Here is a 26,431-nt window from a genome sequence, read left to right on the forward strand (position 1 = left end):
AATCTCCTCGGGGTAGGGAATTGGACTCCAAACTGAGGCGCTACTCAAAATTGGGGGGGACGTCGGACCTTCCAAAAGCTCATCGCCGTTTTCGAGCAAGAAGGGCGAGCCATGCCGGTGCCCGACGGTCACAGCCAGGCCCAGGCCGAGCGCGAGGCTCGCCGACCTTCTGATGTGCTGTCCTTGCCGCTCGGGCGCGGGGCAGGGCATATCGAGGTGTCCCGCAGCATGGCGACCATTGCCCGTGGGTTGGGACTGCTGGAGGCCGAGGATGCCAAGCCGCCCCGCGAGCCACGTTCGGTCGCCGAGCTCGCGGAGGAGGCCAGCGACGAATGGGGAGTGGCTGTTCAAGCGGATCCCCGCTTGGCGAAAACACTCCACGCAACACTGGACCTGCTGCAATGGATCAGGGAACGCGTGGCTGCCTTCGCCGAAGATGCCCGGCTGCGCCCGGACCTCAACGAGCTGCTGCGGCGACTGCGGCGCTTCAAGGCAGCCGCCATGAAGTTCGCCCGGCGGCTGCTGGCCGAGCGTCGCGCCGAGAAGTTGCATCACATGGCCGAAAACTCATGGAACGACTTCGTTGCGAACAATCCCGAGCCCGGTCCGTCGTGGATGCAGGGAGGATGGAAGCAGAGGCGTGGTCGCCGACTGAGCACCCTCGAAGCCCGAGTCACAGAGCTAGCCGATGCAAGGGCCAGGGTGACCCCGGAGGAACAAGCCCTCTGCGAGAAAGAGGCGTTGGCCAGTGCGGCGCATCTGGAGGTATGGAGCCGAGACATGCTCCAGCGCTATCCCTTGGCACTCGACATGGCGAATGAACCCGATGAGCCGCGTCCAAGCCCTGTCATCGTCGCACCTCCTGCGCCGGCCTACGTTCCCCGGCCGCCGCGTTTCCACTGAAACCAAAGAGCCCCGCACTGCGGGGCTCGTCTTGATGTAGTTCCAAATGGTCGGACGATGGCGCCACTAAACTACGCTGCCTCAGCTTCCGCCTCCGCTCGCACTTCGAACTCGACATGCACGCCGTCGTAAGGTAAATGCAGAGCACCGGTTTCGGTTTTGTTGATCAGGCCGCAGTCCACCAAGGCAGTCGCGTCGGTGTGGACGCCTTTCACGTCACGGTCTACCCGTCGAGCCAGCTCTCGCACGCCCAGCGGGCCGGTGCCGGCAAGAGCCTCCAGCAGACTCCAGCGGTTGGCATTCAGTGTTCTCAGAAGATCTTCGCCGCTCGTGAAAGTGAAGCGCGGCACGGCGTCGCCTTTTCCGCGCGCTGCAGCTTTCATCTGCGCTTTCACTTCCTCTATCGTGGCGACCCCAATGGTCAGAATGTTCTTTTCCATGTTGTCCTCACAGTAGGGCCACATCGGCCCAAAAATCATCGGTTAATTGATCCAGGGTGGTGAAGTTGTAAGGCATTTCCACCGCGCCTATGTGCTTGTGGTCGCCTTTGCCTGCTTCGTTGTCGTAACGTAATACACATGTCCCAGCGACCACGTAAGCCAAACCATATTTGTAGTTGTGGGCACTACCGCGCACGGGCTTGGGCACAAGCACGATACGTATTTCAGCAAAAGCATCTTCACCCAACTTGACGCGGCGATCTGTCAGCACCTGACTCTTGCTGCTCATGTTGTAATCCTGACAACAACCAAAGGTGTTGTCAACATTACATCACTCACGCCCCGTGTAGGGTTCAGTGAAGCGTTGGGCGCTTCTTGCTGCGCACTGGATCCAACTGGACCCCCTTGGTCTTCCGGCCTGCGCGCCATTCTTCCACTGACGGGAGCTCCCGAACGATGACGGCTTCCCGTGTGCGCACCGGCTGGGAGGGCCGGGGAGGAGCGTGGTCCAACGATTGAGCGGCGTTGCCTCCCTCAGGCGGCTTCTTCCGGCTGTAGACGATCAGCTCGCCAGCAGAGGCCCAAGCGTTGCAAACATTCCGTTGGCGCACCAGCGGCTCGTCCGAAAGGGTCTGACTCATCAGCGCTGCGAGCAACTGGCTGGCGAGTTCGAACTGTTGGGGGTTGGTGGTCATGAAAGCTCCTACGTGTGTGTGGGGAATCCTCATCCAACCAAGAATTGCCGCTTCCGCAAGATCTCGCTTGTGGTCTCATTTCACAAATTTGAATACGAGGAAAGATTTTATTTTTAATATGCCCAAAGTTGATGGGTGGAGTGCTGTCGCTCTCCCCAGCAGTCGGAAAATAATGGGCCTGCGTTGCTGGAGGAGACACGCCTAGCAGGCGTCGGAGGCCGGACGGCCACCCTCCCTCGGGAGCCTACCCGGTCCCCAAGAAGTCCAAGGTTCGCAGGCACGGGGACTTGCAGCGCTGCCGCTCGCTTGGCTATGATCAGGTATCACGCGGGGTATCATTTTTGGATCACCCCCATTCCAGGATAAGCTAGGAAAATCAATTGGTTGGCGTGGGAGGATTCTGTTCCCATCGCCCGCTCCAGCCGTGGAAGGCCGTGATGGCAACTGACGGCGCTGGCTATCCCAGAAGGCGAGCACGAGCCTCGAACGGCCCGCCAGGCAGTGTTGAGGTGATGTTTGCAACCTTCGCGCCCTTAAATTTGGATGCCTTGAAGCGTATCTCTTGGTAGCTGCTGATTTGCAGCTCCATAGATTTGCCTTTCCCTCGTGCGCTGTCTGATTGACTCCATGTGATGCAGCGGCTGTTAGCTGCCCGGCGATGTCACGATCAAAGCACCCATCGCAGGAAGGCAGAGGACGCTGGTGTATCTGGAAGACGCGCTGATGTCTGCACCTTCGCTCGATGTTCTTGCAGGTCAGCTAGTAATTGCCGCGTGGTTTATTGCGTTTGGTTGCTTGTTGCTGATCGTGTCGAGACGCATGTCTGTTCGTGTGCGCTATTACTTCCAAAGCTGCTTCATAGGAAGCATGGTCGTCGGGTTGCTGCTGGCCTTCCTGCTGCCGTCTTCGTTGTACGTTCTGAAATTTACGCTGATGCTTGCTCTTGCAGTCGTCATAAGTTTGATGGGGTTGAAGCATGGGCCGCGCAAATACGTATGGTTTGGTTTGCTCGCGGTGGTGCTGGCCTACGCTGCTGTAGCGCTTCAATACGTGCTTATGGAAACTGCAAGATAGCGCGGCAGATCCATTGAAAGCGGCAGCAAGATGGATAACCCTAAGGTTCGAAACTAGCTAATTCCACTGCCTCTCTAGGGCAGTACTCGTTACCTGACTGCTATACCGCTCAACGCCGCAGAGCGCATTGATGTGATCGCACAGCTGCGCGAAGACACGTTGATGGATGCGCCGCAAGAAACCCCACGCACTGTTGCGGCATCAGCTGCATGGGTGCTGGCGCGCCTCGCCATTCTGCACGGCCGGACACAATCAGGAGAGGCGTCTGTGTCACCGGCGCTGCGCCGTTTTCAGCGGCTCAGCGGCTCAGCAGCTTGCCGAAGGCCGCTTCGTTTGATTCAAGGGTGTGCTTGCGAAGGCGCGATGCATCTGAGAGTTGAAATGCCCGGCTTGGGTATGTGCTCCATCCGCTCACTGCGTGACATCTGCGATTCGAACGAAAAGCTCAAACACGCCATGCGTACCACCGCCTAACGGCCAGGCCGTCATGGCGCAGTCGATCGCACTCGCGCGCAGCGGATCAATCACACGTCATGCTCACGCACCCTGAGCGACGGTGGGCAGGTGGCACTGTTGCCCTGGGAGAAACGCATGAGCACCGACAACGACAGCAATCGAGGCCCCTCCGATCCAAACCCGCCGGATGGCGTCAAGGCGCCGGGCAAGCCGCATGCCCCTGTGCAGGAAGGTCCGGCACAAGACAGCGAGATCGATGATGAGGACAGCATCGAGGACTAGGACGCTTGAGCATGCCGTCCTCTCAGACGGATGCCGGGCAGGTGTGTAGACCGCTGCTGGCGCCATCGTTGGCGAAGCGGCCGCGCAGTTCGCTTCGCTATTTTCTTCCCCGCCGTCAGGAAGCTCCTGATTGAGCGGGGTCGAGCGTACGCCCATAGTGGCAACATCCTTCGACACAAGCGCCATGGCCACCACGCACACCCAGTTGGTTGGAGCACTCCTCAAAGGCATGCGGCGCGCCGAATATGCGCGGGCCGCGTCGGTCGCCTACGCCGCCGGCATGGCGGACCAGATGAACAGCGGCTTCGGCACCCTGGACGATGCCGGCAAGGTGCTGGAGATGTTCGGGCTGGATGCCGAGCAAATTCAAGAGCTTGGCTTGATCGGTGTGGAGGAGCTTGGGGAGACGGTGTTCCATGCCTGGTCGATCAATGCCGGCGAAGTGGAGCGCGTCAGGCAGTGGTTTTGCGCGCCACGGGTCGAATTCGTCGGCAAGCACTGCAGCGAGCTGATCCGTACCGGGCGCATCGGCCCCGTTTTGACCATGGCGCGCGAGCAGGCGCTGCTGCGGCCACGCTGAGCGGGCCTGCAACTGCCGTGCTGCAGCCGCTTTACGCTGGGCGGTGCAACGGCAATACTCGCTGACCTGTCCAAGAATTTTGCTTCGCCCATGCGCCAAGGTTCGCCTGCGTCACCCTCCGCCGCCGCCAAAGCCCAACTGCTGGAAGAGCTGCGCAAGCTCGAGCAGGAAGAGGCGCAATTGAAATACGCCCAGACCCTGGAAGCGTTCGACCAGGTGATCGAGACGCTGACCCAGTTCGGTGGCCGTTTCAACACCAAGCAAAAAGCCCAGATCGCTTCGCTGGCCACGACGGGCAAGGTCAAGGGCCCGCTGACCTCAAGCGGCGAGGTGGCCGCCAAGTACTGGCTGCCGCATTCGGGCGAGACCTGGTCTGGCCGTGGTCGCACGCCGCGTGCGTTCAAGGCGTGGGAGGGCACCAGCTCTTATAAGGAATGGAAAGCCAAGCACCCGGACAAGCGCTTTCCGTTGTATCCGGGCTGAGCTGCGGTCTGTCGTTGCTTGTGGCACACACGCAGAGAGATGGAAATCAAACGGCCGCGCGGGCGAGATCGACAGCGTCACGCTTGGTAGCGCGGCCGCGCGCTGCGGGAAGGGTCAACACAGTCTGGCGGCCTCCGGCGTGACCCTTTGTCGGAAGTGATGCTAGCGCTCGGCTACGCGATAACCGATGCCGTTTGCAAGCGCATCGCGATTACTGTCGAACATCAGCCGCTTGCGCGTAGACAAGGCCTAAGCGAGCGCGAGGCTGCAGGTGGGCATTGCACCCTGCATGGCATCGCTGATAGGTCATCGCCTGCCCACACCAGCCGCGCGTGCCGCCGCATCTGGCGCAAGCTGGCCGTGATCGGCGCTGGGCCGGCTTGGCTACGCAGCCAAATCGAAAAGGCCCGCAATTGCGTCGGCTGCGCCCGCGCTGCAGGCTGCCACGTATCCGCTTACAAACAAGTAGCCACAAAAAAGCCCGCCTTCCATCCAATGAAAGGCGGGCTTGCTAACGCACGCTCAGGCAATCAGCCCACCTTGCACTCGAACACCGTGATGCTGCGCGGCGGTGCCAGGAACTCGCTGGCGCCGGCCGGCATGCTGTCCACTTCCAGCGCTTCGTCGGTAGACAGCGCGAGCTTCCAGTGCACCGGTTCGTCGGAGGAGGGCAGGGTGAAGGTCACGCCCTCGTGGTAGGCGTTGATCACGATCAGCAAGGTGGCGTCGTTGCCGCGTTCCTTGACGCCGGAGGTCTGCGCCTTGCCTTCCAGCAGCAGTCCTACCGAGCGCGCGCCGGCATCGGTCCAGTGCGCGTCGTCCATCTCGGTGCCGCCCGGATTGAGCCAGGTCAGATCGCGCAGGCCGGCTTCTTCGTTGTACTGCCCGTTGAGGAAGCGGCCACGCGACAGGATCGGGTAACGTTTACGTAGCGCGGTCAGTGATTTGACGAAGTCAGTCAGGCGGCCGTCGGTGGGGTCGTTCTCCCAGTCGAGCCAGGTGATTTCATTGTCCTGGCAATAGGTATTGTTGTTGCCGCCCTGCGACTGCGCCCGCTCGTCGCCGGCCAGCATCATCGGCGTGCCTTGCGACAGCAGCAGCGTGGCGAGCAGGTTCTTCATCTGCCGCTCGCGAAGTTGCAGGATGTCGGCGTTGTCGGTCTCGCCTTCTTCGCCGTAGTTGCACGAGCCGTCGTTGGAGGAACCGTCGCGGTTGTCCTCGCCGTTGTCGATGTTGTGCTTCTCGTTGTAGCTCACCAGATCGCGCAGCGTAAAACCGTCGTGCGCGGTGATGAAGTTTACCGATGCCCAGGGGCGGCGACCGCGGCGGTCGAACAGGTCCGCAGAGCCGGTGAAGCGAGTAGCAAACTCTGCCAGCTTGCCGTCCTCGCCCTTCCAGAACTCGCGCGCGTTGTCGCGGAATTTGTCATTCCACTCCGACCAACCCGGCGGGAAATGCCCCACCTGATAGCCGCCTGGGCCGCAATCCCACGGCTCGGCAATGAGCTTGACTTCCGACAGCAGCGGATCCTGGTTGCAGGCATCCAGGAAGCCACCGCGTTGATCGAAGCCGCTCGGCTCGCGGCCCAGGATCGTGGCCAGGTCGAAGCGGAACCCGTCCACGTGCATTTCGCCGGCCCAGTAGCGCAGCGAATCGTTGACGAACTGGATCACCCGCGAATTGCTCAGGTTGAGCGTATTACCGGTGCCGGTGTCGTTGATGTAGTAGCGCTTGTCTTCGGCAAGACGGTAATAGCTGGCGTTGTCGATGCCCTTGAACGAGAGCGTCGGCCCCAGTTCGCTGCCTTCGGCAGTGTGGTTGTAGACCACGTCCAGGATCACTTCCAGGCCTTGCTTGTGCATCGCCTTGACCATGTCGCGGAACTCGTCGCGATGGCCGCTGGAAAGGTAGCGCGACTTGAGCGCGAAGAAGCTGATGGTGTTGTAGCCCCAGTAGTTGCGCAGGCCCTTGTCCAGCAGGTGCTGATCATCCAGATACGCATGCACCGGCAGCAGTTCCACCGCCGTAATGCCCAGGTCCTTGATGTACTGCAGCACCGATGGCTGCGCCAGGCCGGCGAAGGTGCCGCGCACGGCTTCAGGCACCTGCGCGTTGCGCATGGTGTAGCCACGTACGTGGGTCTCGTAGATCACTGTCTCGTTCCACGGCTTGAGCAGGCGCGCATCGTCTTCCCAGTCGTAGGTATCTTCAACCACCACGCACTTGGGCATGAACGGCGCGCTGTCGCGCTCGTCGAAGCTCAGGTCGCCATCAGGATGCCCGACCGTGTAGCCATACAACTCGTCGGCCCACACCAGATCGCCATCGAGTTCGCGCGCATACGGATCCAGCAACAGCTTGTTGTGGTTGAACCGGTGTCCCTCGGTGGGTGCATAGGGACCGTGCACGCGGTAGCCGTAGCGCTGGCCGGGCTTTACGTCGGGCAGATAGCCATGCCAGATCTCGTTGGTGTACTCGGGCAGGTCGACCCGGCTTTCGTTACCTTGTTCGTCGAACAGGCACAGCTCCACACGCGTGGCGTGCGCGGAAAACAGCGCAAAGTTGGTGCCCTTGCCATCGAAGATGGCGCCGCGTGGGAATGGGCGGCCTTGGCGGATGCGGGAGGGGGTGGCATAAGCCGCGCTGGCGGGATGTCGCATTGGGCAGGATCTCGTGAACCGGCACGCCGGCATTAGGGGGCTCAAGCATTGCTGGTGAGGCTGTGCAAGACACGTCACGGCCGCAGTGGGGCGGCGTGAGGGTGGCTGCGCATACGTCGTTGTGTGATCAATCAACCATGCACGGTCAGCAACCGGCATCGTGATGCGTTGGTGGTTCGGCTCGATATCGCGCGTCATGTCGCGTCCGCTTGGTGCCACAACACGCGGCGTTGCCATCACCCATTGCTTGAGCAGCGCGCCGGCGCCCTGCTAGCATCGAGCCCGGTTGAGGCCGCGCGGTTTGCGTTGCCACTGCCTCGCTGAGTCGCTTTCGCTTCCCACTCCTTGGGGCCGTCGCATACCAGTCGGATCGACGCGTGCAGGGCGCATGGCAGCCTGGCAACGATCGGCTCATTGGCAGCGGAACGGGCTTGGGGCTTTCGTCGCCATCAGATCCCGACCATGACCAGGCCGCGCCGCGCGAATGCCGCGATGAAAATCGCCATCCTCTCCCGCAACAGCAAGCTGTATTCGACCCGCCGCCTGATCGAGGCCGGCCGCACGCGCGGGCACACCGTGCGCATCCTCGACCCGCTGCGCTGCTACATGCGCATTGCCGCGGATGGTTTCAGCCTGCACTACAAGGGCAAGCCGATCACCGGGTTCGATGCAGTGATCCCGCGCATTGGCGCATCGGTCACCCGGTACGGCACCGCGGTGCTGCGGCAGCTCGAATTCATGGGCATCTATACGCCCAACCCCTCCGACGCCATCCTGCGTTCGCGCGACAAACTGCGTGCGCACCAGCTGCTGGCGTCGCAGGGTATCGATATGCCGGTGACTGTCTTCGGCGACAATCCCGACGACACCCAGGATCTGCTGTCCATGCTCGGCCCACCGCCGCATGTGGTGAAGTTGAACGAAGGCGCCCAGGGCGCCGGTGTCATCCTGACTGAGAAGGCCAGCGCGTCGCGCGGCGTGGTCGAGGCGCTGCGTGGGCTATACGCCAATTTCATCGTGCAGGAATTCATCGGCGAGGCCGAAGGCGCGGACCTGCGCTGCTTCGTGGTGGGCGACCGCGTAGTGGCGGCGATGCGGCGCCAGGCAGCCGACGGTGACTTCCGATCCAATCTGCATCTGGGTGGCACCGCCGCCATGGCCAAGGCCTCCCCGCAGGAGCAGGATGTCGCGGTGCGCTCGGCACGCGCGCTGGGTCTGTCCGTGGCCGGGGTTGACCTGATTCGCTCGCAGCGCGGGCCCTTGGTGCTGGAGGTCAACTCCACCCCCGGCCTGGAGGGGGTAGAGGGGGTCTGCGGCGTGGATGTGGCCGGCACCATCATCCAGCATCTGGAGCAGGCCATCCGTTGATCGGGATGCCCGCTGTTTTAGCGAAAAGTTAACGAAACTCTAATCCTTGCCCCGCTAACGTCTGCCGACCGTAGCTCCGCTCTCGGCAGTGACGGTGATCGGGATGAACATTTGGCCCAGGTGCCTAGCCGCACCTGGGCCTTTTTGTGACGGCTTGCCGGCCCTCAGGTTCAGGTCTACATTCAGCAACAACTGCAATGGATCAGCGGACACCACGCATGACGCAACAGGGGGCAAGACCAACATGGAGAGAGGCGTCCGCACTCGGCGGCACGATCACCATTGCCCGCCAGGTTGCGCTTGGCCAGCGTGGGCATCTGCAGCGCGCCCTGCCCGCAGCCATCGTTGATCCCGCTGGCGTAGGTGTCTGGCAGTGGCGTCCGCGCTGCAACTTTCCAGCCCCATTGCCTGTCATAACAGACGCTGTGCGTGCTTCAGCACATGCAGGCTGTTCAATGCGGTATGACCGGCCAGCGGGCCTGATGCATGTGGGCCGCCTGCACGCGTTAGGCTACCGGCCCAGGCGCGTGATGAACGACGGCGGCCGAATGGCGCCGGATGCAGAATGCCAACCAGAAAACGATAAGGCGCGGCGGCAACGGCAGATCGCCAACCGCCGCGTCAGTGACTCAAAACAATCGAGGTTCCAGTGCGAATTCTAGTAATCGAAGACAACAGCGACATCGCCGCCAATCTGGGTGACTACCTGGAAGACCGTGGCCACACGGTGGACTTTGCCGCTGACGGCGTCACCGGCCTGCATCTGGCGGTGGTGCACGAGTTCGACGCCATCGTGCTCGACCTCAACCTGCCGGGCATGGACGGCATCGAAGTCTGCCGCAAGTTGCGCAATGAAGCGCGCAAGCAGACGCCGGTGCTGATGCTCACCGCACGCGACTCGCTGGACAACAAGCTGGCCGGTTTCGATTCCGGCGCCGACGACTACCTGATCAAGCCGTTCGCGTTGCAGGAAGTGGAAGTGCGGCTCAATGCACTGTCGCGTCGTGGTAAGGGCGTGCACACCCGCGTGCTGGAAACCGGCGACCTGGAATACAACCTGGACACGTTGGAAGTGCGCCGCCGCGGCAAGCTGCTGCAACTCAACCCCACCGCGCTGAAGATCCTGCAGGCGTTGATGGAAGCGTCACCGGCCGTGGTCACGCGCCAGGAACTGGAAACCCGCGTCTGGGGCGAAGAACTGCCCGACTCGGATTCGTTGCGCGTGCACATCCATGGCCTGCGTGCGGTGGTGGACAAGCCGTTCGACGTGCCGATGATCCAGACCCGCCACGGCATCGGCTACCGCATCGCCTCGCCCGATGCCTGAGAGCTCCAGCGGAACGCGGCCCGCCCGCAGGCGTGGCCGCTACCGGCGGCGCCTGCGCAGCCGCATCATTCTCTCGTTCGTGTTGCTGGGCTTCTGCCTGACGACGCTGTTCGCCTTCGCCACCACCTGGGCGCGCTCGCGCGTGGAAAACCAGCTGGTGGAGGACGTGATGAACCGCAATATCGACGCGTTCGCACAGCGGTTCTATTCCGACCCGTTGCGTAACCCCGACCTGCCGGTGCAGCAGATGCGCGGCCGCGTGGTGAAAAGCGACAAGTTCGAAGCGCTGCGTCGCGAGCAGCCCGAGTGGTACCAGCTACGCGATGGCATTCACACCATCTCCGGCGTGGACGAAGGCGGCAACGCGTATTCGTACAAGCTTGCGGTGCGCAAGACGCCCAGCGAGTGGTTTTTCCTCGCGTACGACATGACCCAGACGCTCAAGGGCGAGATCCAGCTCAAGCGCACCTTGACGTTGTCGGTGCTGGTTTTCAGCGGACTGTCGCTGCTGATCGGCTGGTGGTCCGCGTCCAAGGTCATGCGCCCGGTGTCTGACTTGGCCGCGCGCCTGCGCGCCTACCGCGGCGGCACCAGCGAACCGAAGCCGCTGGCCGCACATTTCCCTGACGATGAAGTGGGCCAGCTCGCCGAAGCGCTGGACGACTACTCCGCGCGCCTCACCGAGGTTGTCCAGCGCGACCGCGAATTCAACGCCGACGTCAGCCACGAACTGCGCACCCCGCTGGCGGTGATCCGTGGCGCCACCGAGCTGCTGCTGACCAAACCCAACCTGGATGAAAAGGTGCTGCAGCGGCTGCAACGCATCCAGCGTGCCGAACAGCAATGCAGCGATCTGATCGGCTCGCTGCTGCTGCTGTCGCGCAACGAGCGCGGGCAGGGCAGCAGCAACGTGGCCAAGGTGGCCGAGCAACTGATCGACTCACACCGCGCCCAGCTCGGCGGAAAACCGCTGGAACTGCTGCTGGAAGGCGTGCGCGACCTGGTCATCGACGCGCCCGAATCCGCGCTCTCCGTGGCACTCGGCAACCTCATCGGTAACGCCGTCAAATACACCCAGGATGGCCAGGTACGGGTACGCGTGCTGGCAGACGCGGTAGAAGTCATCGACTCCGGCCCCGGCTTGAGCGAAGAAGACGCCGCCAAGCTGTTCCAGCGCGGCTATCGGGGCACCCACGCCGGCCACTCGCAAGGCGGCGGCATCGGCCTGTCGATCGTCAGCCGCCTCTGCGACCTCTACGGCTGGCGTGTGAGCGTGCGGCCAGGGCAGGAGCGGGGCGTCATCGCCACACTGGCTTTCCATCGCTAACCAAGCCGCTTGGTAGGAGCGCACTCGTGCGCGAGGGCCTTACCGGCAATGCTTCACCCGGCGATTGGTAGCAGTCCTGGAATCATGAAGCGCACCACCTTCCGCGACTGTCTCCCACCTTCTACCGCGTCACTCGACCAGATCACAGACTGGCTTTCAGGTCTTCCAGCGTGACGACCAGCACCATGGGATCCAGCGGGGAAGGTTCGAAGCCGATGCGCTCGTAAAACGCCTTGGCGTCCGCCGAGAGCGCATGCACGAGCAGCCCGCGAATGCCGATGGTGTCGGCCGCATGCAGGATGCGCTTGCCAGCATCCTGCATCAGGGCGCGGCCAAAACCTCTGCCATGCAGGGATTGGTCAACAGCAAGCCTCCCAAGCACCACCACGGGGATCGGGTCCGGCATGTTGCGACGGAAGCGGCCGGGCGTCGCGTCCACGGCGACCGCACTCGACGCCAGGGCGTAATAGGCCACCACGCGGTCATCCTCGCAGGCAACGAAGGTCCGTGACGCACCGGTTGCCTGATTTTTCAGGGCGCGGCGCTTGAGCCAGTGATCCAGGCTCTCCACGCCCGATGCGAACGGTTCGACCCGGTGATGCGCTGTCAGCGGTTCCGGCGCCGATACCGTCATGCCTTCTCCCAAGGAGCGGGCGTCTGCATTGTCTTGCGCAGGCGCGCGTTCGGCTGCGGCGGCATGTCCAGCCGTGCCAAAAAGGCGGCGTAGGCGTCCGGGCTGGCCGCGATGAGGGTCTGGTCCAGCAAGGCTTCCTCGGCCGCCGAGCGCGCTGCGTCCAGCATGAAATCGGTGCGGTTCTTCCCGCGCGCCTTGGCGGCCCGGTCGATCAGGCTGCGCTCCTCCGGCTTGATGCGGAGATTCAAGGTTTCGCGCTTGCCGGGCGTAGTGTTGGGTGTGGACATGGCGTTGGCTCCTGCTAGCTGGCGCAGTGTAGCGCCTCCGTAATGTCGATGTCATTACGAAGGCGTGTCACTTGTTCATTGCGAGGGCGCGCGCTCCACCGTCACCACCAACTCGCCCTTGCGCGCAGTGATCTGCAGCTTGCAACCGACCGCAAACCCCAACTGCTCCAGCCACAGCCCGCGCAAGCGCACGCTGGGAATCCGCTGGCTGTGCGGCCGGCCAGGCTCCGCCTCGTAGAACGCATAGCCCACCGTGCAGCGCGTAGGCGTGCGCGCCTTGCGCGGTGGGCGCGGCGGCAGATCGTCCACGCGGCGCCTGGGGCGACGGTCGAAGTGGAGGTTGTCCACGTCGAACGTGGGCGACGGAACCAGCCGCACGGGCTGTGCATCGATCGCGCGCTTAGGCTGCTTGGCGGTAGCGGTGCGTTTGGCATCCGGCTTGGACCGCTTCGAGGTTGGAGACTGCCCCCGGCTCATCGCCTCACCTCCGGCAACACCATGGAGCGACGACGCCCACCAACCAATACCGATGCATCTGTCATGACAACGCCTCCTCCGAGAAACAGGCACCGTCGCCGGCCGGCGACGGGATGTCGGGAGGTTAGAAACCGCTAGTAGTCGGCGGGCGTATTCCTCCCGAAGGAGTGTTGTATTAGCCGCCCTCCCGACGCAGGCAACGCGTCGGTTTGTACCTGCAGGCAGGCACAAAAAACCCACCGGTTTGACGGAGGTGGGTACCGCTACTAGAGGAGTTTCTACGCTCCTTGAGGCAGAGGTTGCTACTGGTTGATTGCAATGTCAATTGCAGGAAAGTACATCAGGCGAAAGGTGAGTTCCTTGATTCCGGCTTGGAGTACATCACGCTGTGAGTGGCGCATGCCACATGTGCCGGCAGGCCTGCTGTGCAGGAATAGTGGATTCCGTGCATTGCATCCAAATCATTTTTAACCGATGTGATGGTGGCCGTGCGGCCGTGGCGCATATCGCATACGGGAGTATCAAACGTTAGTTTTCGATTCGATGGGTTTGAAGCGCCGCTCTGTAAGTCGCATCCAGCCGTTGCGCGTGTTGCGCCAACTGGTCCGTATTGCCCTCATTACTGACAACATCATCGGCGATGGCCAGTCGCTGTGCGCGAGAGGCCTGCGCGGCAATCATCTGACCGGCAAGGGCCGACGTACTGCCGTCGCGTTGCATCAGGCGGGCATGTTGAAGCGCAACCGGTACGTCGACGACCAGGATGCGGTCGAGCCAGGGATAGGTCGCCCGTGCCCCTGCTTCAGCGAGTAATGGGATTGCCACGATAGCGTAGAGGTGATTGGCCGCTTTCGCCGCGCGCTGCAATTCGGTGCGAATGGCAGGATGGGTGATTGCTTCGAGCGCTCTCCGCTCGGTTGGATCCGCGAAGACGATCTTGCGTAAGGCCTGTCGATCCAGCGTGCCATCCGGCAACAAAATGCCTTGGCCAAAGCGGTTCGTGATGGCATCAAGTATGAGACCAGGCGCCACCACTTGCCGCGCAACGACATCGGCATCGATCACCGGTACACCCAGCTTCTCGAACTCAGCGGCGAGTGCGCTCTTGCCGGAGGCGATGCCGCCGGTGAGGCCGACGATGAAGTTGCTCATCGTCGTGGCTTGCTCAGCGCAGGCCCGCGAAGCGCAGGTAGCCATCTACCAGGTCGTTCCCCCAGAAGAACACTACCCAGCCGGCGATGGCCAGATAAGGCCCGAACGGGATCGGCGTGGCGCGGTCGCGCCCCTTGGCGAACAGCCAGATCGAACCGAGCACGGCGCCGACCAGCGAGGAGATCAGGATGATCGGCAGAATGCCCTTCAACCCGCACCACGCGCCCAACGCAGCCAGCAGCTTGAAGTCGCCGTGGCCCATGCCTTCCTTGCCGGTGAGCTGTTTGAACAGCCACCACACCGTCCACAGCGAGACATAGCCCACCGCCGCGCCCAGCAGGGCGGGCTTGGCTGGCATGTAGAGGTTGTCCATCGAACCGACCAAACCTAGCCACATCAGCGGCAAGGTCAGCTGATCCGGCAGCAGCTTGTGGCGCAGGTCGATACCCGACATCGCCACCAGGAAGCAGCTCAGCACGATCGCGCCAAAGCCCTGCCAGCCAAAGCCAAAACGCCAGACGCTGGCTACGCACAGGATCGAGGTCAGCAACTCGACCAGCGGGTACTGGATGGAGATCGGTTTGCCGCTGTAGCGCGACTTGCCGCGCAGCATCACCCAGCTCAAGACCGGGATGTTTTCCCACCACTTGAGCTTGTCGCCAGTGACCGGATCGTGCGACGGCTCCACCACAATGCCCGGCGGCGGCGGCTCATAGATGTCGGGCAGTTCCAGGATTTCGCGCGCATCGCGCCGCCACTGCCACTCCATGCGCTTGGGCAAGCGCAGGATCACTACATTCAGGAAGCTGCCGATCAGCAGTCCCAGTCCGGCCGCGGCGGGAAAGCCGAGACCGGGATGCTGGTCGAGAAATGCCATTACGTCTTATCCAACCACCGAAGCGAGCTTGAAGATGGGCAGGTACATGCCGATGACCATGCCGCCAACGATGGTACCAATGAATACCATGATGAGGGGTTCCAAGAGGCTACTCAGCGCATCTACTGCGTTGTTGACCTCTTGTTCGAAATATTCCGCCACCTTGAACAACATGGCATCGAGCGCGCCAGCTTCCTCACCAATTGCGGTCATCTGTACGACCATATGTGGGAACAAGTTGACCTGCTTCATTGCCACATTTACCGGATAGCCAACCGATACATCATCCCGCATACGCAGGACAGCAGCTTCGTAAACGGAGTTGCCGGTTGCTCCGGCTACAATGCTAAGAGCTTCAACTAACGGCACGCCTGCCTTAAAAGTAACAGCTGTTGTCCTAGCAAATCGCGCGACCGAGCTGTTGTGCATAATTTCGCCGATAACTGGCACTTTTAGAATTAGCCTATCCATGCCGTGCTGCATGGCTGGAGATCGCTTATAGGCAAATATCAAGCCGACCACAGCGCCCACTACCACAATTAAAAGTGCCCACCACCAAGAGACCATGAATCGTGATGCATTCACGATCATTTGTGTAAAGGCGGGGAGTTCAGCTCCAAATCCTTTGAAGACATCCTCAAATTGTGGAACGACCCAAATTAGCAAAATGGAGCTGACTAACAGTGCCACTGCCATCACCATTGCCGGGTAGAACAGTGCTTTTCTGATTTTCCCTTTCAGTGCTTCAATGTTTTCCTTGTAACTAGCTATCGTGTCGAGCACGGTTTCCAATACGCCTGCGCTCTCGCCCGCACGGACGAGATTTCTATAGAGTTCGTCAAATTGAACTGGATGCCTACTGATGGCTTCGTGGAGTGAAGACCCACCTTCAATGTCGGTCTTGATCTGACCGACCATGTTTCGCATCCGCGGATTTTTTTGGCCTTCGCCTATGATTTCGAGCGCACCCACAATGGGCACTCCCGATTTCATCATCGTTGCCATCTGGCGACTGAAAAAAGCGATGTCCTTCGCAGTTACTTTCTTTCCTGCTGCGCCAAAAAGAGGCTTGGCCTTTGCTTTGACGATGGTAGGAGTGATCCCCTGGCGGCGCAGCTCGGCGCGCAACAAATTCGCGTTGCGTGCATTTTGTTCCCCTTTCATCTTCACGCCGCGTTTGTCGGTCCCCTCCCAAACAAACGGACTCATCTGGTTGACGGTCGCGGCCGATCTGCCTTTGGTTGCACTGCGCACTGCTGACATTTTGAGATCCCCATCCGCCATCCCCAGGCGGATACACATAGGATGGTAGCGGGTTCTGGGTTTTCTGGCACCTATGCCCCGTGCTGACAGCGTCACGACTTGACTGCCGTTCTGCGTCACCTTGTGACTGGCTGGGTCTTAAATGGGTGGCCGTAGCAGACTCGATATGTATCGCGTGCAATCATTCACATCTCGGGCATCATTGCTCTCGGGGATTGACTGAGCGGAGTCAAAAGTTGGCATGCTTTCTGCTTCAGCATTCCTGCACGTGGCTTCCGCCGCGCGGCGCCCAAGGGGAGTGGCCCGCGGGCGGACAACCTTTTCAACAACTCTAGGGGATACCTATGAAGAAGCAACAAGGTTTTACGCTGATCGAATTGATGATCGTTGTGGCAATTATCGCGATCTTGGCCGCGATCGCGCTGCCGGCTTATCAGGACTATGTAGTGAAGTCGCAGGCAGCATCCGCCCTGGCTGAAATCACTCCTGGCAAAGTTGGCTTCGAGCAGGCGACCAATGAAGGCAAGACTCCCAGCACCCTTTCTACGGACGCGGGTTATATCGGAGTCGGTCCGACCACTTCTTATTGTGGTGTCACCGTGACTGCTACCACCATCGTCTGCGCTACTGCTGGCGGCAACGCAACTAAGTTCAACGGTAAGAAATTGACCTGGACCCGTGATGCAGCAACTGGTCTGTGGGCCTGCTCGTCCGACCTGGATGCGAAGTACAAGCCTGGCAAGTGCACCTAAGCAGTTCGCATTAAATTTGATCGGCAAAAAGCCGAGACAATTGAGTGCTAAAAGTGGCCCTGCGGATGTAGGGCCATTTTTTTTGATCAAGCTGCATACCAAGCCCGTATCTCGGATATCCTCATGTATGGGTCGGCCGCGCGTAGGAGAGCATTATGAGTCTGTCGGGGACGCCGAATTTGGTGGGAATCACTGGCATCGCGAGACGTCTAGTTCAAGACGGCGCTCTTGAAGAATCGATTGCTCGAACTGCGATGGATCAAGCCTCAGCGTCTAAAATTCCACTGCCTCAATGGTTCGCCGATAAGAAGCTGGTGTCAGCGGCGCAACTCGCGGCAGCTAATGCAGTTGAGTTCGGTATGCCGCTGATGGATGTGTCGGTGTTCGACGCCAGCCAGAACGCGGTCAAGCTGGTCAGTGAGGAGTTGCTTCAGAAGCATCAGGTGCTGCCGCTGTTCAAGCGCGGCAATCGCTTGTTCGTGGGGGTAAGCAACCCGACCCAGACCAGGGCGCTGGACGACATCAAGTTTCACACCAATTTGGTGGTCGAGCCGATTTTGGTCGACGAGGACCAGATCCGTCGCACCTTGGAGCAGTGGCAGGCCAGCAATGCGGCGCTCGGCTCCTCGCTCGGCGACGACGATGATGAAATGGGGGATCTGGACGTCTCCACCGGGGACGAGGACATGGGCGCCGGCGGGGATTCCGGGGTCGATGCCAAGGGCGATGACACGCCGGTGGTGAAGTTCGTCAACAAGGTGCTGGTGGATGCGATCCGGCGGGGAGCCTCCGACATCCATTTCGAGCCGTATGAAGACGACTACCGGGTGCGGTTGCGGATCGATGGGCTGTTGAAGAACGTGGCCAAGGCGCCGGTGAAGCTCAATCAGCGCATCGCGGCGCGCCTGAAGGTGATGTCGCAGCTGGATATCGCCGAGAAGCGGGTGCCGCAGGACGGACGCATCAAGCTCAACCTGTCCAAGACCAAGCAGATCGACTTTCGCGTGAGCACCTTGCCAACCCTGTTCGGCGAGAAGGTGGTGTTGCGTATCCTGGACGCCAGTGCGGCCAAGCTCGGTATCGAGAAGCTGGGTTACGAGGCGGATCAGCAGAAGCTGTTCCTGGATGCGATCCACAAGCCCTACGGCATGGTGCTGGTGACCGGGCCGACTGGTTCGGGCAAGACGGTGTCGCTGTATACCGCGCTCGGGATTCTCAACGACGAGACGCGCAATATTTCCACGGCTGAGGATCCGGTCGAAATCCGCCTGCCCGGCGTCAATCAGGTGCAGCAGAACGTCAAGCGGGGCATGACGTTTGCGGCGGCGCTGCGCTCGTTCCTGCGTCAGGACCCGGACATCATCATGGTCGGCGAAATCCGCGACCTGGAGACGGCCGAGATTGCGATCAAGGCGGCGCAGACCGGCCACATGGTGCTGTCGACACTGCACACCAACGATGCGCCGCAGACCATTGCGCGTCTGATGAACATGGGCATCGCGCCGTACAACATCACCTCGTCGGTGACGCTGGTCATCGCGCAGCGCTTGGCGCGGCGCTTGTGCAACAACTGCAAGCGCAAGTCGACGCTGCCGGAACATGCGCTGCTGGCGGAAGGCTTTACGCCGGAGCAGGTTGCGAACATCGAGCTCTATGAAGCGGTCGGTTGCGATGAATGCACGGAAGGCTACAAAGGCCGTACCGGCATCTATCAGGTGATGCCGATGACGGACGAAATCGGCGCGATCGTGCTGGAAGGCGGCAATGCGATGCAGATCGCCGAGGCTGCGCAGAAGATCGGTATCCGCGACCTGCGCCAGTCGGCGTTAATGAAGGCTTCGCACGGCGTGACCAGCCTGGCCGAAATCAATCGGGTGACGAAGGATTGATTGGTTTTGTTGTCCGTTGGTCAGGTTTTGAAACAGCTGTAGCGACTCCGACGATGTATGTGCGTTCGTTCTTTGGGTATCTTCCGTGAGAAGGAGATGAGCACTTGCTGGATTTTCTGGCGTGGTGATCGGCTTGGCGCTGCCAGGAGATTTCTTCAATCTGAAAGCGCTGTCGGCTCACTTCAGTCGGGTGGACTAACGATCTCCAGCCACTGCAACACGGCTGCCGGTGGGCCGGGACTGTCGCGGCGGCAGTCATAGATTTCCTGGTCTGCCAACTGGATACGGCAGACAGAAAACGCTTGTTCTATGCCTTGGCTGTTGTCGGCGAGGATGGTGGCGTCCGCGACTTTGGTCGCGGCGTGTACCGCCTTCTGGGTCCGAGAAAAGCGCTGCAATAATCTTTCCGTATCGACGGCGTGCCCGCCTTGGGCGACCCGCGTACTGACACGTGCGATTGATAGTGCGCTGTTGCTGAGTCCGACAAATATCAACAAGACGAAGTAATTGGATGCCTGAAGATCTCGGATCAGATCGATCTTTGACTCGACACGGCCATCGGCATGCTCCTTCCAGTGCGAGAACACTGTTTCCATTGCAAAGGGGACGCTTGCAGCCATGGCATGCGCGACGAAGGCTTGCACGCCGCTTTGGGCCACGCGCATCCAGTTCTCATCAGTATCCCGCAGCTGCCTGGCCCAATCCGGCAGCGAGCTTTGTTCGAGCGTGAGTTCGGGCAGAATGGACATCATCATCCTGTCGGCGTTGATCAGCGGCACCCGCAAATGCTGTACCAAATGCCGATACCACATCGTGGACTTGCCCGAGCCGTTGTGCCCGGCGAGCACGATGGCAAATGGCTTCTCTAACGACCGCTGTGCCTGCAACACCTGAGCTAGCGCGCGCTCCAAACTTGGCATCAGTGCTGGGGTTCGAACTGCCCGTTGATGAAGCGCCCAGTTTTGGTTTCGCCATTCAAATGACGAACGATCAATTCAGGGCGTGTAGGATCAGCGTGGTAGAGCGGGACGCCGCGTTCCACCTTGAGGTCGATGCCTGGACGGAGCAAGGCATGTTCTACGCCGAGCATCACTTCATGTCCTTTCTGAATATTGCGTCGTACGGCGTCCTGCCCCGTACGCTGGACCTCGACGGTCACCTTGCCAAATCTGACCTTGAGCACGTTAGGGTTTTCCGCTGCCGTTCCGGCAGAGGTCGGAGCCGAACGGGAAGCTCTGCGGAGAATGCCGGAAGGACGACGTGGATACTTTTTCATGCGCATGACGGCACGCTAGCAAAGGCTTCAAAGGCATGCAAGCAGAGCGATCGGCTTGTGCGACTGCCGATTTTTCGATCTGCTTTCAACGCTGTTGATCAAATAAGGAATCAGCACTTCCTGGCTTTTGGGGATACCACTATTGGCAAGCAGAGTCAGGCAAGACTGCATAGATGAGATCCGCCGCTGCCCACCCCTCACTCCATCCCCAATTTCTTGAGCTTGTAGCGCAGCGCACGAAACGTGATGCCTAGCTGCGCGGCAGTTCTGGTCTTGTTCCACCGGTTTTCTTCCAGCGCCTTCTGGATCGCGGCGCGTTCCAGTTGTTCGATGTAAGAGGGCAGGGCGGCCGAGGCGGGATCGATGTCGACCACGGCTTCGCGCGGTTCGATGGCGGCGCTGCCGGGGCTGGCGGCGAGGCGGTGGCCGCCGTGGGCGGGCAGGCGCAGGTCGGTGGCGCTGATCTGGTCGTCTTCGGCCAGGGCCAGGGCGCGTTCGAGGATGTTTTCCAGTTCGCGCACGTTGCCCGGAAAGCCGTAAGTATCCAATGCATCCAGGGCTGACTGGGTCAGCAGCGGAATCGGGCGGCCATGGCTGCGGGCCAGCCGCGCAATGATGGCGGCGGCCAGTTGCGGCAGGTCGCCACTGCGCTCGCGCAGCGGTGGCACGCGCAGCTCGATCACGTTGATGCGGTAATACAGGTCGTGACGAAAGCGGCCGTCGGAGACCAGGTCGCCCAGGTCCTTGTGCGTGGCCGACAGAATGCGCACGTCCACCAGCGTCTCGCCCGACGCGCCGACCGGGCGCACCGATTTTTCCTGGATGGCGCGCAGCAGCTTGACCTGCATCTGCAGCGGCAGCTCGGCCACTTCGTCCAGAAACAGCGTGCCGCCATGCGCGGCCTGAAACAGGCCCGGCTTGTCGGCATGCGCGCCGGTAAAGCTGCCCTTCTTATGGCCGAAGAACTCGCTCTCCATCAGCTCGGCGGGGATCGCGCCGCAGTTGACCGGAATGAACGGCCCGGCCGCGCGTGCGCCCTGCTCGTGGATGGTGCGGGCCACCAGTTCCTTGCCCACACCGGATTCGCCGACGATGTAGACCGGCGCCTGGCTGCGCGCGACCTTGCCGATGGTGGAGCGCAGGCTCTCCATGGCGGTCGAATCGCCGAGCAGGCGGCTGGCCTGTTCCGGCGGGGGCGGTGGCGGCGCCGGCCGGTCGCGGTTGTTCAATTCCAATGCGTGCTTGACCAGGCCGCGCAGCACGCTGATGTCCACCGGCTTGCTGACGAAGTCGAACGCGCCGGCTTTCAGTGCTTCCACCGCCAGGTCCATGCTGCCGAACGCGGTAATCATGGCCACCGGCGTCTGCGGGTATTGGCGCGCGATCTCGGTCACCAGCTCGATGCCGTTGCCGTCGGGCAACCGCATGTCGGTCAGGCACAGGTCGTACGGGTTGCTGGCCAGCAATTCGCGTGCTTCGGCCAGGTTGGCGGCGGTGCTGATGCGCAGCCCCATGCGGCCCAGGGTGAGAACAAGCAATTCGCGGATGTCACGCTCGTCATCGACGACCAGGGCACTTTTCGTTTCGTTCATGTTGCGCACGATAGCCCAGCGTGATGACAGTCGACAATTACCGGCGCTGTTGGACCTGAAGCGTCATGTGTTGGGCGTGCGAGGCCGCCGCCGATGTTCGTCCCACGTTCGGTGCCACAAGGCCTCGCTCGCGCGTAGATCGATGCTGATTGCAAGCTGGTTGTTGCCCGTGCAGGACAGTCGGAACGCATAGAGTCGCTCCGCTCGCCTACTTGCCGAATAGCCCATTCGGGCCCTGTAGCAGGATGCGGAAACACGCGCCGCCGCCGGGGACGGAGACGTAATCCAGTTGCGCCTGGTTGGCGCGGCACAGCTCCTGGGCGATGTACAGGCCGAGCCCGGTGCCGTGTTCGGAGGTGGTGTAGAACGGCCGGAACAGCTGCGCTGCCACCGTCTCCGGAATGCCGGGGCCGCGGTCGATGACGTCGATGGCCACCATGCGCTCGCGCCGCTCCACCCGCAGTTTCACCCGTGCCGGCTCGTCCAGGACGCGGCCGTACTTGAGTGCGTTGTGCACCAGTGCCGTCAGGACCTGATGCAAGTGCTTGGGGTCGATCAAGGCGTGCACCGAGGCGCCCTCGATGCTGGCTTCCAGGATGTCGGTCTCCATCGACAAGGTTTGCCGGTATTCCACGACGAAGCGGCGCACGAACGCGGCCAGGTCCAGGTTTTCCGGGTTGGCGCGCTCGCGCCGGGCCAGGCCGAGCACGCTTTCGACGATGCCGTTGGTGCGCTGGCATTGTTGGTGGATGATCTGCAGCAAGCGGCGGTCGGCATCGCCGATGTCCGGTGATTCTTCCAGCAGCTGCGAGGCGTAGTTGATGGCCGCCAGCGGGTTGCGGATCTCGTGGGCCAGGCTGGCCGAGAACCGGCCCATGGCCGAGAGGGTGAGCGATTCGGCGCGCCGCGAGACCACGCTGGCATCGTCCAGGAAGATCAGCACCAGGTCGCTGTCGGCGAGCAGGCGCACGAAGCGCGGCTGCACTTCGGGGCGGTCCGCGCCCAACTGCAGCGGGGATTCTTCCTGGCGCCAGCCGCTGCGCCAGCGCTGCAGCCGGCGCGCTAGCTCCGGGGTGAGCGCGGCCAATGCCAGGTCGGCCGGGGCGTTGCGCTGGTCGCCGTCGCCGAGCAGCGCCAGCGCGGCTTCGTTAGCCAGGGTGATGCGGTTGTGGGTATCGACCACCAGCACGCCGGTGCGCATGCGGCGGATGATCAACTCGTTGATTTCGTAAAGGTTGGCGACCTGCGCGCCGCGCTGTTCGGCCAGCGCCTGGTTGCTGCGCGCGCGTGAGGCGATCTGCTGGCAGATGTAGGCCACCGCCACGTAGCTGGTGGCGAACATGGCCAGTTCGGCCACCGGGCGGGTGGTGCCGCCTTCCAGCAGCGTCCACAGGTACTCCAGCACGATCGCGGTGCTGGCCACCACCGCGACACTCATGCCGTAGCGCAGCCGCAGCAGGATCGAGCCGGCCGCCACGTTGAACAGCAGCATCATCGCGATGCCCGCGCTGGCGCCGGGCAGGGCGTGCGTGGCCAGGGTCGCTGCCAGGATGTCGGCCAGCACCGCGCACAGCACGGTGGCGGTGAGGCGGCGCTCGCTGCGGCCCCAGAACAGCAGCGGGACGGCCATCGACAGGTAGCCGATCGCCACCCCGGCGGCCAGGCGTGGGTAGCGCGGCTCGGGGATGGCGTCGGACAACGGGCTGAACACCAGCGCGGCGATCAGGCCGGCCACCAGCACGCGGTACAGCGAGAAGAAATACAGCTCGCGCTGCGGTGCCGACTGGATCCGGTCGATGAGCGATACGCTGGATGCCACGCCTGAACCCCCTGCTGAAACGAGCCGCGAGTATAGGCAGCTGCGCCGCCCACGGCCGCTTGCGCATGCATTCACGCATTGCGCAAGCGCACAGATCTGGCTGCCAATGCCGGCGAATTTTGCGCCGCAGGGCGTGGTCGGCCACAATAGGCGGCCCGCTCGCGTCTCCCGACGTGACCGCCCCGTCGGTCTGCGTTGCGCGCAGCGGTCGTTTCCTTTTCCCACGGTGACGCATGAATTTCCACGAATACCAGTCAAAACAGCTGCTTGCCGAGTACGGCATCCCCGTCCCGGCCGGTAAGGTCGCGTCCACGCCGGACGAAGCGGTTGAAGTCGCCAACTCCTTGGGCAAGGGCCCCTGGATGGTCAAGGCGCAGATCCACGCGGGCGGCCGCGGCAAGGCTGGCGGCGTCAAGTTCTGCAAGACCACCGACGACGTGAAGGCCGCAGCAGACAAGATGCTCGGCACCAAGATGTCCACCTACCAGACCGCAGGCGTCGAGTTGCCGGTCAACCTGGTGCTGGTGACCACCGCCGGCGAGATCGTCAAGGAGCTGTACCTGTCGATCCTGGTCGACCGCGGCACCAAGACCATCACCTATATCGCTTCCAGCGAGGGTGGCGTGGAGATCGAGCAGGTCGCCGCCGAGACGCCGGAGCTGATCCACTCGCTCAACGTCGATTTCGTCGAAGGCGTGCAGGGCTACCACGGCCGCGATTTCGGCTTCAAGCTCGGCCTCAATGCCAAGCAGGCCGGCCAGTTCGCCAGCATCATGGTGAACCTGTATCGCCTGTTCAACGACAAGGACCTGGCGCTGGTTGAAATCAACCCGCTGGCGATCCTGGACGACGGCAACCTGTATGCGCTGGACGGCAAGTTCGACAGCGACGACAACGCCGCATTCCGTCAGAAGGCGCTGGTCGCCATGCGCGACAAGACCCAGGAAGACGAGACCGAAGTGACCGCTTCGGAGCTGGACATCAACTACGTCACCATGGACGGCAACATCGGTTGCATGGTCAACGGCGCCGGCTTGGCCATGGCCACCATGGACGTCATCAAGCTCAACGGCGGCGAGCCGGCGAACTTCCTGGACGTGGGCGGCGGTGCCAACAAGCAGCGCGTCATCGAAGCGTTCAAGCTGATCCTGTCCTCGGACAAGGTCGAAGGCATCTTCGTCAACATCTTCGGCGGCATCGTCCGCTGCGACATGATCGCCGAAGGCATCATTGCCGCGGTCAAGGAAGTGGGCGTCAAGGTGCCGGTCGTGGTGCGCCTGGAAGGCACCAACGTGGAAGAAGGCAAGCAGCTGCTGCGTGACAGCGGCATGGCCATCATCCCGGCCGACAACATCAACGACGGCGCCAAGAAGGTCGTTGAAGCTGTCAAGAACGCTGCCTGATCCACGACACCGAAGGAACTATCCATGTCCGTTTTGATTAACAAGAACACCAAGGTGATCGTGCAGGGCTTCACCGGCCAGCAGGGCACCTTCCACGCCACTCAGATGATCGAGTACGGCACCCAGGTCGTTGGCGGCGTGACGCCGGGCAAGGGCGGCACCACGCACATCGATCTGCCGGTGTTCAACACCGTGGCCGACGCCGTGCAGAGCACCGGCGCCGACGCGTCGGTCATCTACGTGCCGCCGCCGTATGCGGCCGATGCGATCCTGGAAGCGGCTGCGGCCGGCATCAAGGTCATCGTCTGCATCACCGAAGGCATCCCGGTGCTGGACATGCTGCGCGTCAAGAACGTGCTGACCCGTTCGCATCCGGACACCGTGCTGATCGGGCCGAACTGCCCCGGCGTGATCACCCCGGGCGAGTGCAAGATCGGCATCATGCCGGGCCACATCCACAAGCCGGGCAAGATCGGCATCGTGTCGCGTTCGGGCACCCTGACCTATGAAGCGGTCAAGCAGACCACCGAAGTGGGCCTGGGCCAGAGCACCTGCATCGGCATCGGTGGCGATCCGATCAACGGCCTGAACTTCGTCGACTGCCTCAAGCTGTTCAACGAAGACCCGCAGACCGAAGGCATCATCATGGTCGGCGAGATCGGCGGCGACGCCGAGGAGGCCGGTGCCGAGTACATCAAGCAGTTCGTGAAGAAGCCGGTCGTCGGCTTCATCGCCGGTGCCTCGGCGCCGGCCGGCAAGCGCATGGGCCACGCCGGTGCGATCGCATCGGGCGGCAAGGGCACGGCCGAAGGCAAGTTCGCGGCGATGGAAGCCGCTGGCGTCAAGACCGTCCGTTCGCCGGGCGATCTGGGTGCGGCGATCGCTGCGCTGGTGAAGTAAGTCTCACCAGTGTGGTGTCGTGGAAAGCCGCCTTCGGGCGGCTTTCTGCGTTTTGGGCGATGTCTTACCTGGATGGCAGGAATTGCTGACTGCCCCGCGCGCGTTGGGCCGACTGCCCGGCTCCCTGCTTGCAGCGATGCTGAGCTCTGAATCGCACAAGGAGCGTGTCATGCAAAGTGTGTCACAAGTGTGCTACTGTGAGCCTGTCATCCGGTCTTCCGAGGTTGCCATGTCCACGACCACAATCCGTTTGCCTGACGAACTGAAAGCGCGTGTCGCCAGGGCGGCGAAAGATGCCGGAACTACGGCGCACGGCTTTATCGTCGACGCCATTGCGGAAAAAATCGAGGCGCACGAGCGCCGCACTGCATTCCATGCCGAAGCGCAGCAACGCTGGGCTGCTATCGAAGGCGGCGACAACACGCTGTCCTGGGCGGACGTACGCCAGTACATGCAGCAGCTTGCTGACGGAGAGAACCCCGCGCCACCGGTCGCCAGCGCCGTCGAGCGCTGAC

28 protein-coding genes are annotated in these 26,431 nt (G+C 62.0%); 14 read left to right on the forward strand and 14 right to left on the reverse strand.

Annotated features, from left to right (window positions below; translation table 11 throughout):
* The first annotated feature begins 111 nt into the window (after nt 1-111).
* Nucleotides 112-903 (forward strand): hypothetical protein, encoded by a 792-nt coding sequence (locus tag ACD584_RS20660; protein WP_076037059.1) that lies wholly within the window; start codon nt 112-114, stop codon nt 901-903.
* A gap of 71 nt (nt 904-974) precedes the next feature.
* On the opposite strand, the gene ACD584_RS20665 is transcribed toward ACD584_RS20660, so the two are convergent.
* The 3 genes from ACD584_RS20665 to ACD584_RS20675 form a co-directional block, all read right to left on the reverse strand.
* Nucleotides 975-1,343, reverse strand: coding sequence for a transcriptional regulator (locus tag ACD584_RS20665; RefSeq protein WP_065628137.1), 369 nt, complete (start codon nt 1,341-1,343; stop codon nt 975-977).
* Between the two features lie 7 nt (nt 1,344-1,350).
* Entirely contained in the window at nt 1,351-1,632 is a 282-nt protein-coding gene (locus ACD584_RS20670; RefSeq protein ID WP_076037058.1) for a DUF6516 family protein, read from the reverse strand.
* A 64-nt stretch (nt 1,633-1,696) separates the two neighbouring features.
* Nucleotides 1,697-2,038 carry a hypothetical protein gene (locus tag ACD584_RS20675; RefSeq protein ID WP_070689991.1) on the reverse strand — a complete coding sequence of 114 codons (342 nt, stop codon included), beginning with the start codon at nt 2,036-2,038 and terminating at the stop codon, nt 1,697-1,699.
* A 723-nt stretch (nt 2,039-2,761) separates the two neighbouring features.
* On the opposite strand from ACD584_RS20675, the gene ACD584_RS20680 reads away from it, so the two are divergent.
* The 5 genes from ACD584_RS20680 (at nt 2,762) to ACD584_RS20700 (ending at nt 4,913) form a co-directional block, all read left to right on the forward strand.
* Nucleotides 2,762-3,112 (forward strand): hypothetical protein, encoded by a 351-nt coding sequence (locus tag ACD584_RS20680; protein WP_228438055.1) that lies wholly within the window; start codon nt 2,762-2,764, stop codon nt 3,110-3,112.
* Between the two features lie 132 nt (nt 3,113-3,244).
* Complete coding sequence (locus tag ACD584_RS20685) at nt 3,245-3,586, forward strand: hypothetical protein (RefSeq protein ID WP_228438057.1); 342 nt, start codon at nt 3,245-3,247, stop codon at nt 3,584-3,586.
* Nucleotides 3,587-3,703: 117 nt separating this feature from the next.
* The gene (locus ACD584_RS20690) at nt 3,704-3,850 is read left to right on the forward strand and encodes a hypothetical protein (protein ID WP_076037056.1); all 147 of its coding nucleotides are present in this window, start codon (nt 3,704-3,706) and stop codon (nt 3,848-3,850) included.
* Nucleotides 3,851-4,034: 184 nt separating this feature from the next.
* Entirely contained in the window at nt 4,035-4,430 is a 396-nt protein-coding gene (locus tag ACD584_RS20695) for a hypothetical protein (protein ID WP_011038225.1), read from the forward strand.
* 90 nt (nt 4,431-4,520) lie between these two features.
* Nucleotides 4,521-4,913 (forward strand): H-NS family nucleoid-associated regulatory protein, encoded by a 393-nt coding sequence (locus tag ACD584_RS20700; protein WP_011038224.1) that lies wholly within the window; start codon nt 4,521-4,523, stop codon nt 4,911-4,913.
* Between the two features lie 530 nt (nt 4,914-5,443).
* Here the strand turns inward: ACD584_RS20700 and glgX are convergent.
* Nucleotides 5,444-7,573 carry a glycogen debranching protein GlgX gene (glgX, locus tag ACD584_RS20705; protein ID WP_016945001.1) on the reverse strand — a complete coding sequence of 710 codons (2,130 nt, stop codon included), beginning with the start codon at nt 7,571-7,573 and terminating at the stop codon, nt 5,444-5,446.
* A 492-nt stretch (nt 7,574-8,065) separates the two neighbouring features.
* Between glgX and rimK the strand changes: the two genes are divergently transcribed.
* From rimK to ACD584_RS20720, 3 genes are all read left to right on the forward strand, one after another.
* Nucleotides 8,066-8,941, forward strand: coding sequence for a 30S ribosomal protein S6--L-glutamate ligase (rimK, locus tag ACD584_RS20710; RefSeq protein ID WP_076037055.1), 876 nt, complete (start codon nt 8,066-8,068; stop codon nt 8,939-8,941).
* 649 nt (nt 8,942-9,590) lie between these two features.
* Nucleotides 9,591-10,268 (forward strand): response regulator transcription factor, encoded by a 678-nt coding sequence (locus tag ACD584_RS20715; RefSeq protein ID WP_003490678.1) that lies wholly within the window; start codon nt 9,591-9,593, stop codon nt 10,266-10,268.
* Nucleotides 10,261-11,595: a HAMP domain-containing sensor histidine kinase gene (locus ACD584_RS20720; RefSeq protein WP_019237347.1), complete on the forward strand. Its 1,335-nt coding sequence runs from the start codon at nt 10,261-10,263 to the stop codon at nt 11,593-11,595. The genes ACD584_RS20715 and ACD584_RS20720 overlap by 8 nt, the downstream gene beginning before the upstream one ends.
* Nucleotides 11,596-11,737: 142 nt before the next feature.
* Here the strand turns inward: ACD584_RS20720 and ACD584_RS20725 are convergent, their stop codons facing one another.
* From ACD584_RS20725 to ACD584_RS20750, 6 genes are all read right to left on the reverse strand, one after another.
* Entirely contained in the window at nt 11,738-12,229 is a 492-nt protein-coding gene (locus tag ACD584_RS20725) for a GNAT family N-acetyltransferase (protein WP_011038220.1), read from the reverse strand.
* Nucleotides 12,226-12,516 (reverse strand): DUF1778 domain-containing protein, encoded by a 291-nt coding sequence (locus tag ACD584_RS20730; RefSeq protein ID WP_014508712.1) that lies wholly within the window; start codon nt 12,514-12,516, stop codon nt 12,226-12,228. The genes ACD584_RS20725 and ACD584_RS20730 overlap by 4 nt, the downstream gene beginning before the upstream one ends.
* A 75-nt stretch (nt 12,517-12,591) precedes the next feature.
* Complete coding sequence (locus tag ACD584_RS20735; protein WP_076037054.1) at nt 12,592-12,993, reverse strand: SymE family type I addiction module toxin; 402 nt, start codon at nt 12,991-12,993, stop codon at nt 12,592-12,594.
* Nucleotides 12,994-13,521: 528 nt separating this feature from the next.
* Entirely contained in the window at nt 13,522-14,145 is a 624-nt protein-coding gene (gene coaE / locus ACD584_RS20740; RefSeq protein WP_076037053.1) for a dephospho-CoA kinase, read from the reverse strand.
* Nucleotides 14,146-14,158: 13 nt separating this feature from the next.
* Nucleotides 14,159-15,022, reverse strand: a complete 864-nt coding sequence (locus ACD584_RS20745) for an A24 family peptidase (RefSeq protein WP_040940797.1) — start codon at nt 15,020-15,022, stop codon at nt 14,159-14,161.
* A gap of 6 nt (nt 15,023-15,028) precedes the next feature.
* Nucleotides 15,029-16,285 (reverse strand): type II secretion system F family protein, encoded by a 1,257-nt coding sequence (locus ACD584_RS20750; protein WP_076037882.1) that lies wholly within the window; start codon nt 16,283-16,285, stop codon nt 15,029-15,031.
* 344 nt (nt 16,286-16,629) lie between these two features.
* Here ACD584_RS20750 and ACD584_RS20755 point away from each other — a divergent pair, with 344 nt between their 5' ends.
* Together ACD584_RS20755 and pilB are read left to right on the forward strand one after the other, a co-directional pair.
* Complete coding sequence (locus ACD584_RS20755) at nt 16,630-17,037, forward strand: pilin (protein WP_076037052.1); 408 nt, start codon at nt 16,630-16,632, stop codon at nt 17,035-17,037.
* Nucleotides 17,038-17,219: 182 nt separating this feature from the next.
* Nucleotides 17,220-18,926 (forward strand): type IV-A pilus assembly ATPase PilB, encoded by a 1,707-nt coding sequence (gene pilB, locus ACD584_RS20760; protein ID WP_175611860.1) that lies wholly within the window; start codon nt 17,220-17,222, stop codon nt 18,924-18,926.
* A gap of 182 nt (nt 18,927-19,108) precedes the next feature.
* Here pilB and ACD584_RS20765 read toward each other — a convergent pair whose 3' ends face one another.
* The 4 genes from ACD584_RS20765 to ACD584_RS20780 form a co-directional block, all read right to left on the reverse strand.
* On the reverse strand, nt 19,109-19,846 hold the full coding sequence (locus ACD584_RS20765; RefSeq protein WP_070690009.1) for a zeta toxin family protein: 738 nt from the start codon (nt 19,844-19,846) through the stop codon (nt 19,109-19,111).
* On the reverse strand, nt 19,846-20,202 hold the full coding sequence (locus ACD584_RS20770) for a hypothetical protein (RefSeq protein ID WP_139328384.1): 357 nt from the start codon (nt 20,200-20,202) through the stop codon (nt 19,846-19,848). The genes ACD584_RS20765 and ACD584_RS20770 overlap by 1 nt, the downstream gene beginning before the upstream one ends.
* Before the next feature lie 197 nt (nt 20,203-20,399).
* Entirely contained in the window at nt 20,400-21,794 is a 1,395-nt protein-coding gene (locus ACD584_RS20775; RefSeq protein WP_043921909.1) for a sigma-54 dependent transcriptional regulator, read from the reverse strand.
* A 208-nt stretch (nt 21,795-22,002) separates the two neighbouring features.
* Nucleotides 22,003-23,613, reverse strand: a complete 1,611-nt coding sequence (locus tag ACD584_RS20780) for a PAS domain-containing sensor histidine kinase (RefSeq protein WP_076037049.1) — start codon at nt 23,611-23,613, stop codon at nt 22,003-22,005.
* Nucleotides 23,614-23,846: 233 nt separating this feature from the next.
* Between ACD584_RS20780 and sucC the strand changes: the two genes are divergently transcribed.
* The 3 genes from sucC (at nt 23,847) to ACD584_RS20795 (ending at nt 26,430) form a co-directional block, all read left to right on the forward strand.
* A complete protein-coding gene (gene sucC / locus ACD584_RS20785) occupies nt 23,847-25,016 on the forward strand; it encodes an ADP-forming succinate--CoA ligase subunit beta (RefSeq protein ID WP_011038209.1) in 1,170 nt (389 codons plus the stop codon).
* Between the two features lie 24 nt (nt 25,017-25,040).
* Nucleotides 25,041-25,916 (forward strand): succinate--CoA ligase subunit alpha, encoded by an 876-nt coding sequence (gene sucD / locus ACD584_RS20790; RefSeq protein WP_011038208.1) that lies wholly within the window; start codon nt 25,041-25,043, stop codon nt 25,914-25,916.
* Nucleotides 25,917-26,019: 103 nt separating this feature from the next.
* On the forward strand, nt 26,020-26,430 hold the full coding sequence (locus tag ACD584_RS20795) for a CopG family ribbon-helix-helix protein (RefSeq protein ID WP_029628876.1): 411 nt from the start codon (nt 26,020-26,022) through the stop codon (nt 26,428-26,430).
* Nucleotide 26,431 lies beyond the last annotated feature (1 nt).

This window comes from Xanthomonas sp. NCPPB 2922, from assembly GCF_041520885.1.
Lineage (GTDB): Bacteria > Pseudomonadota > Gammaproteobacteria > Xanthomonadales > Xanthomonadaceae > Xanthomonas > Xanthomonas campestris.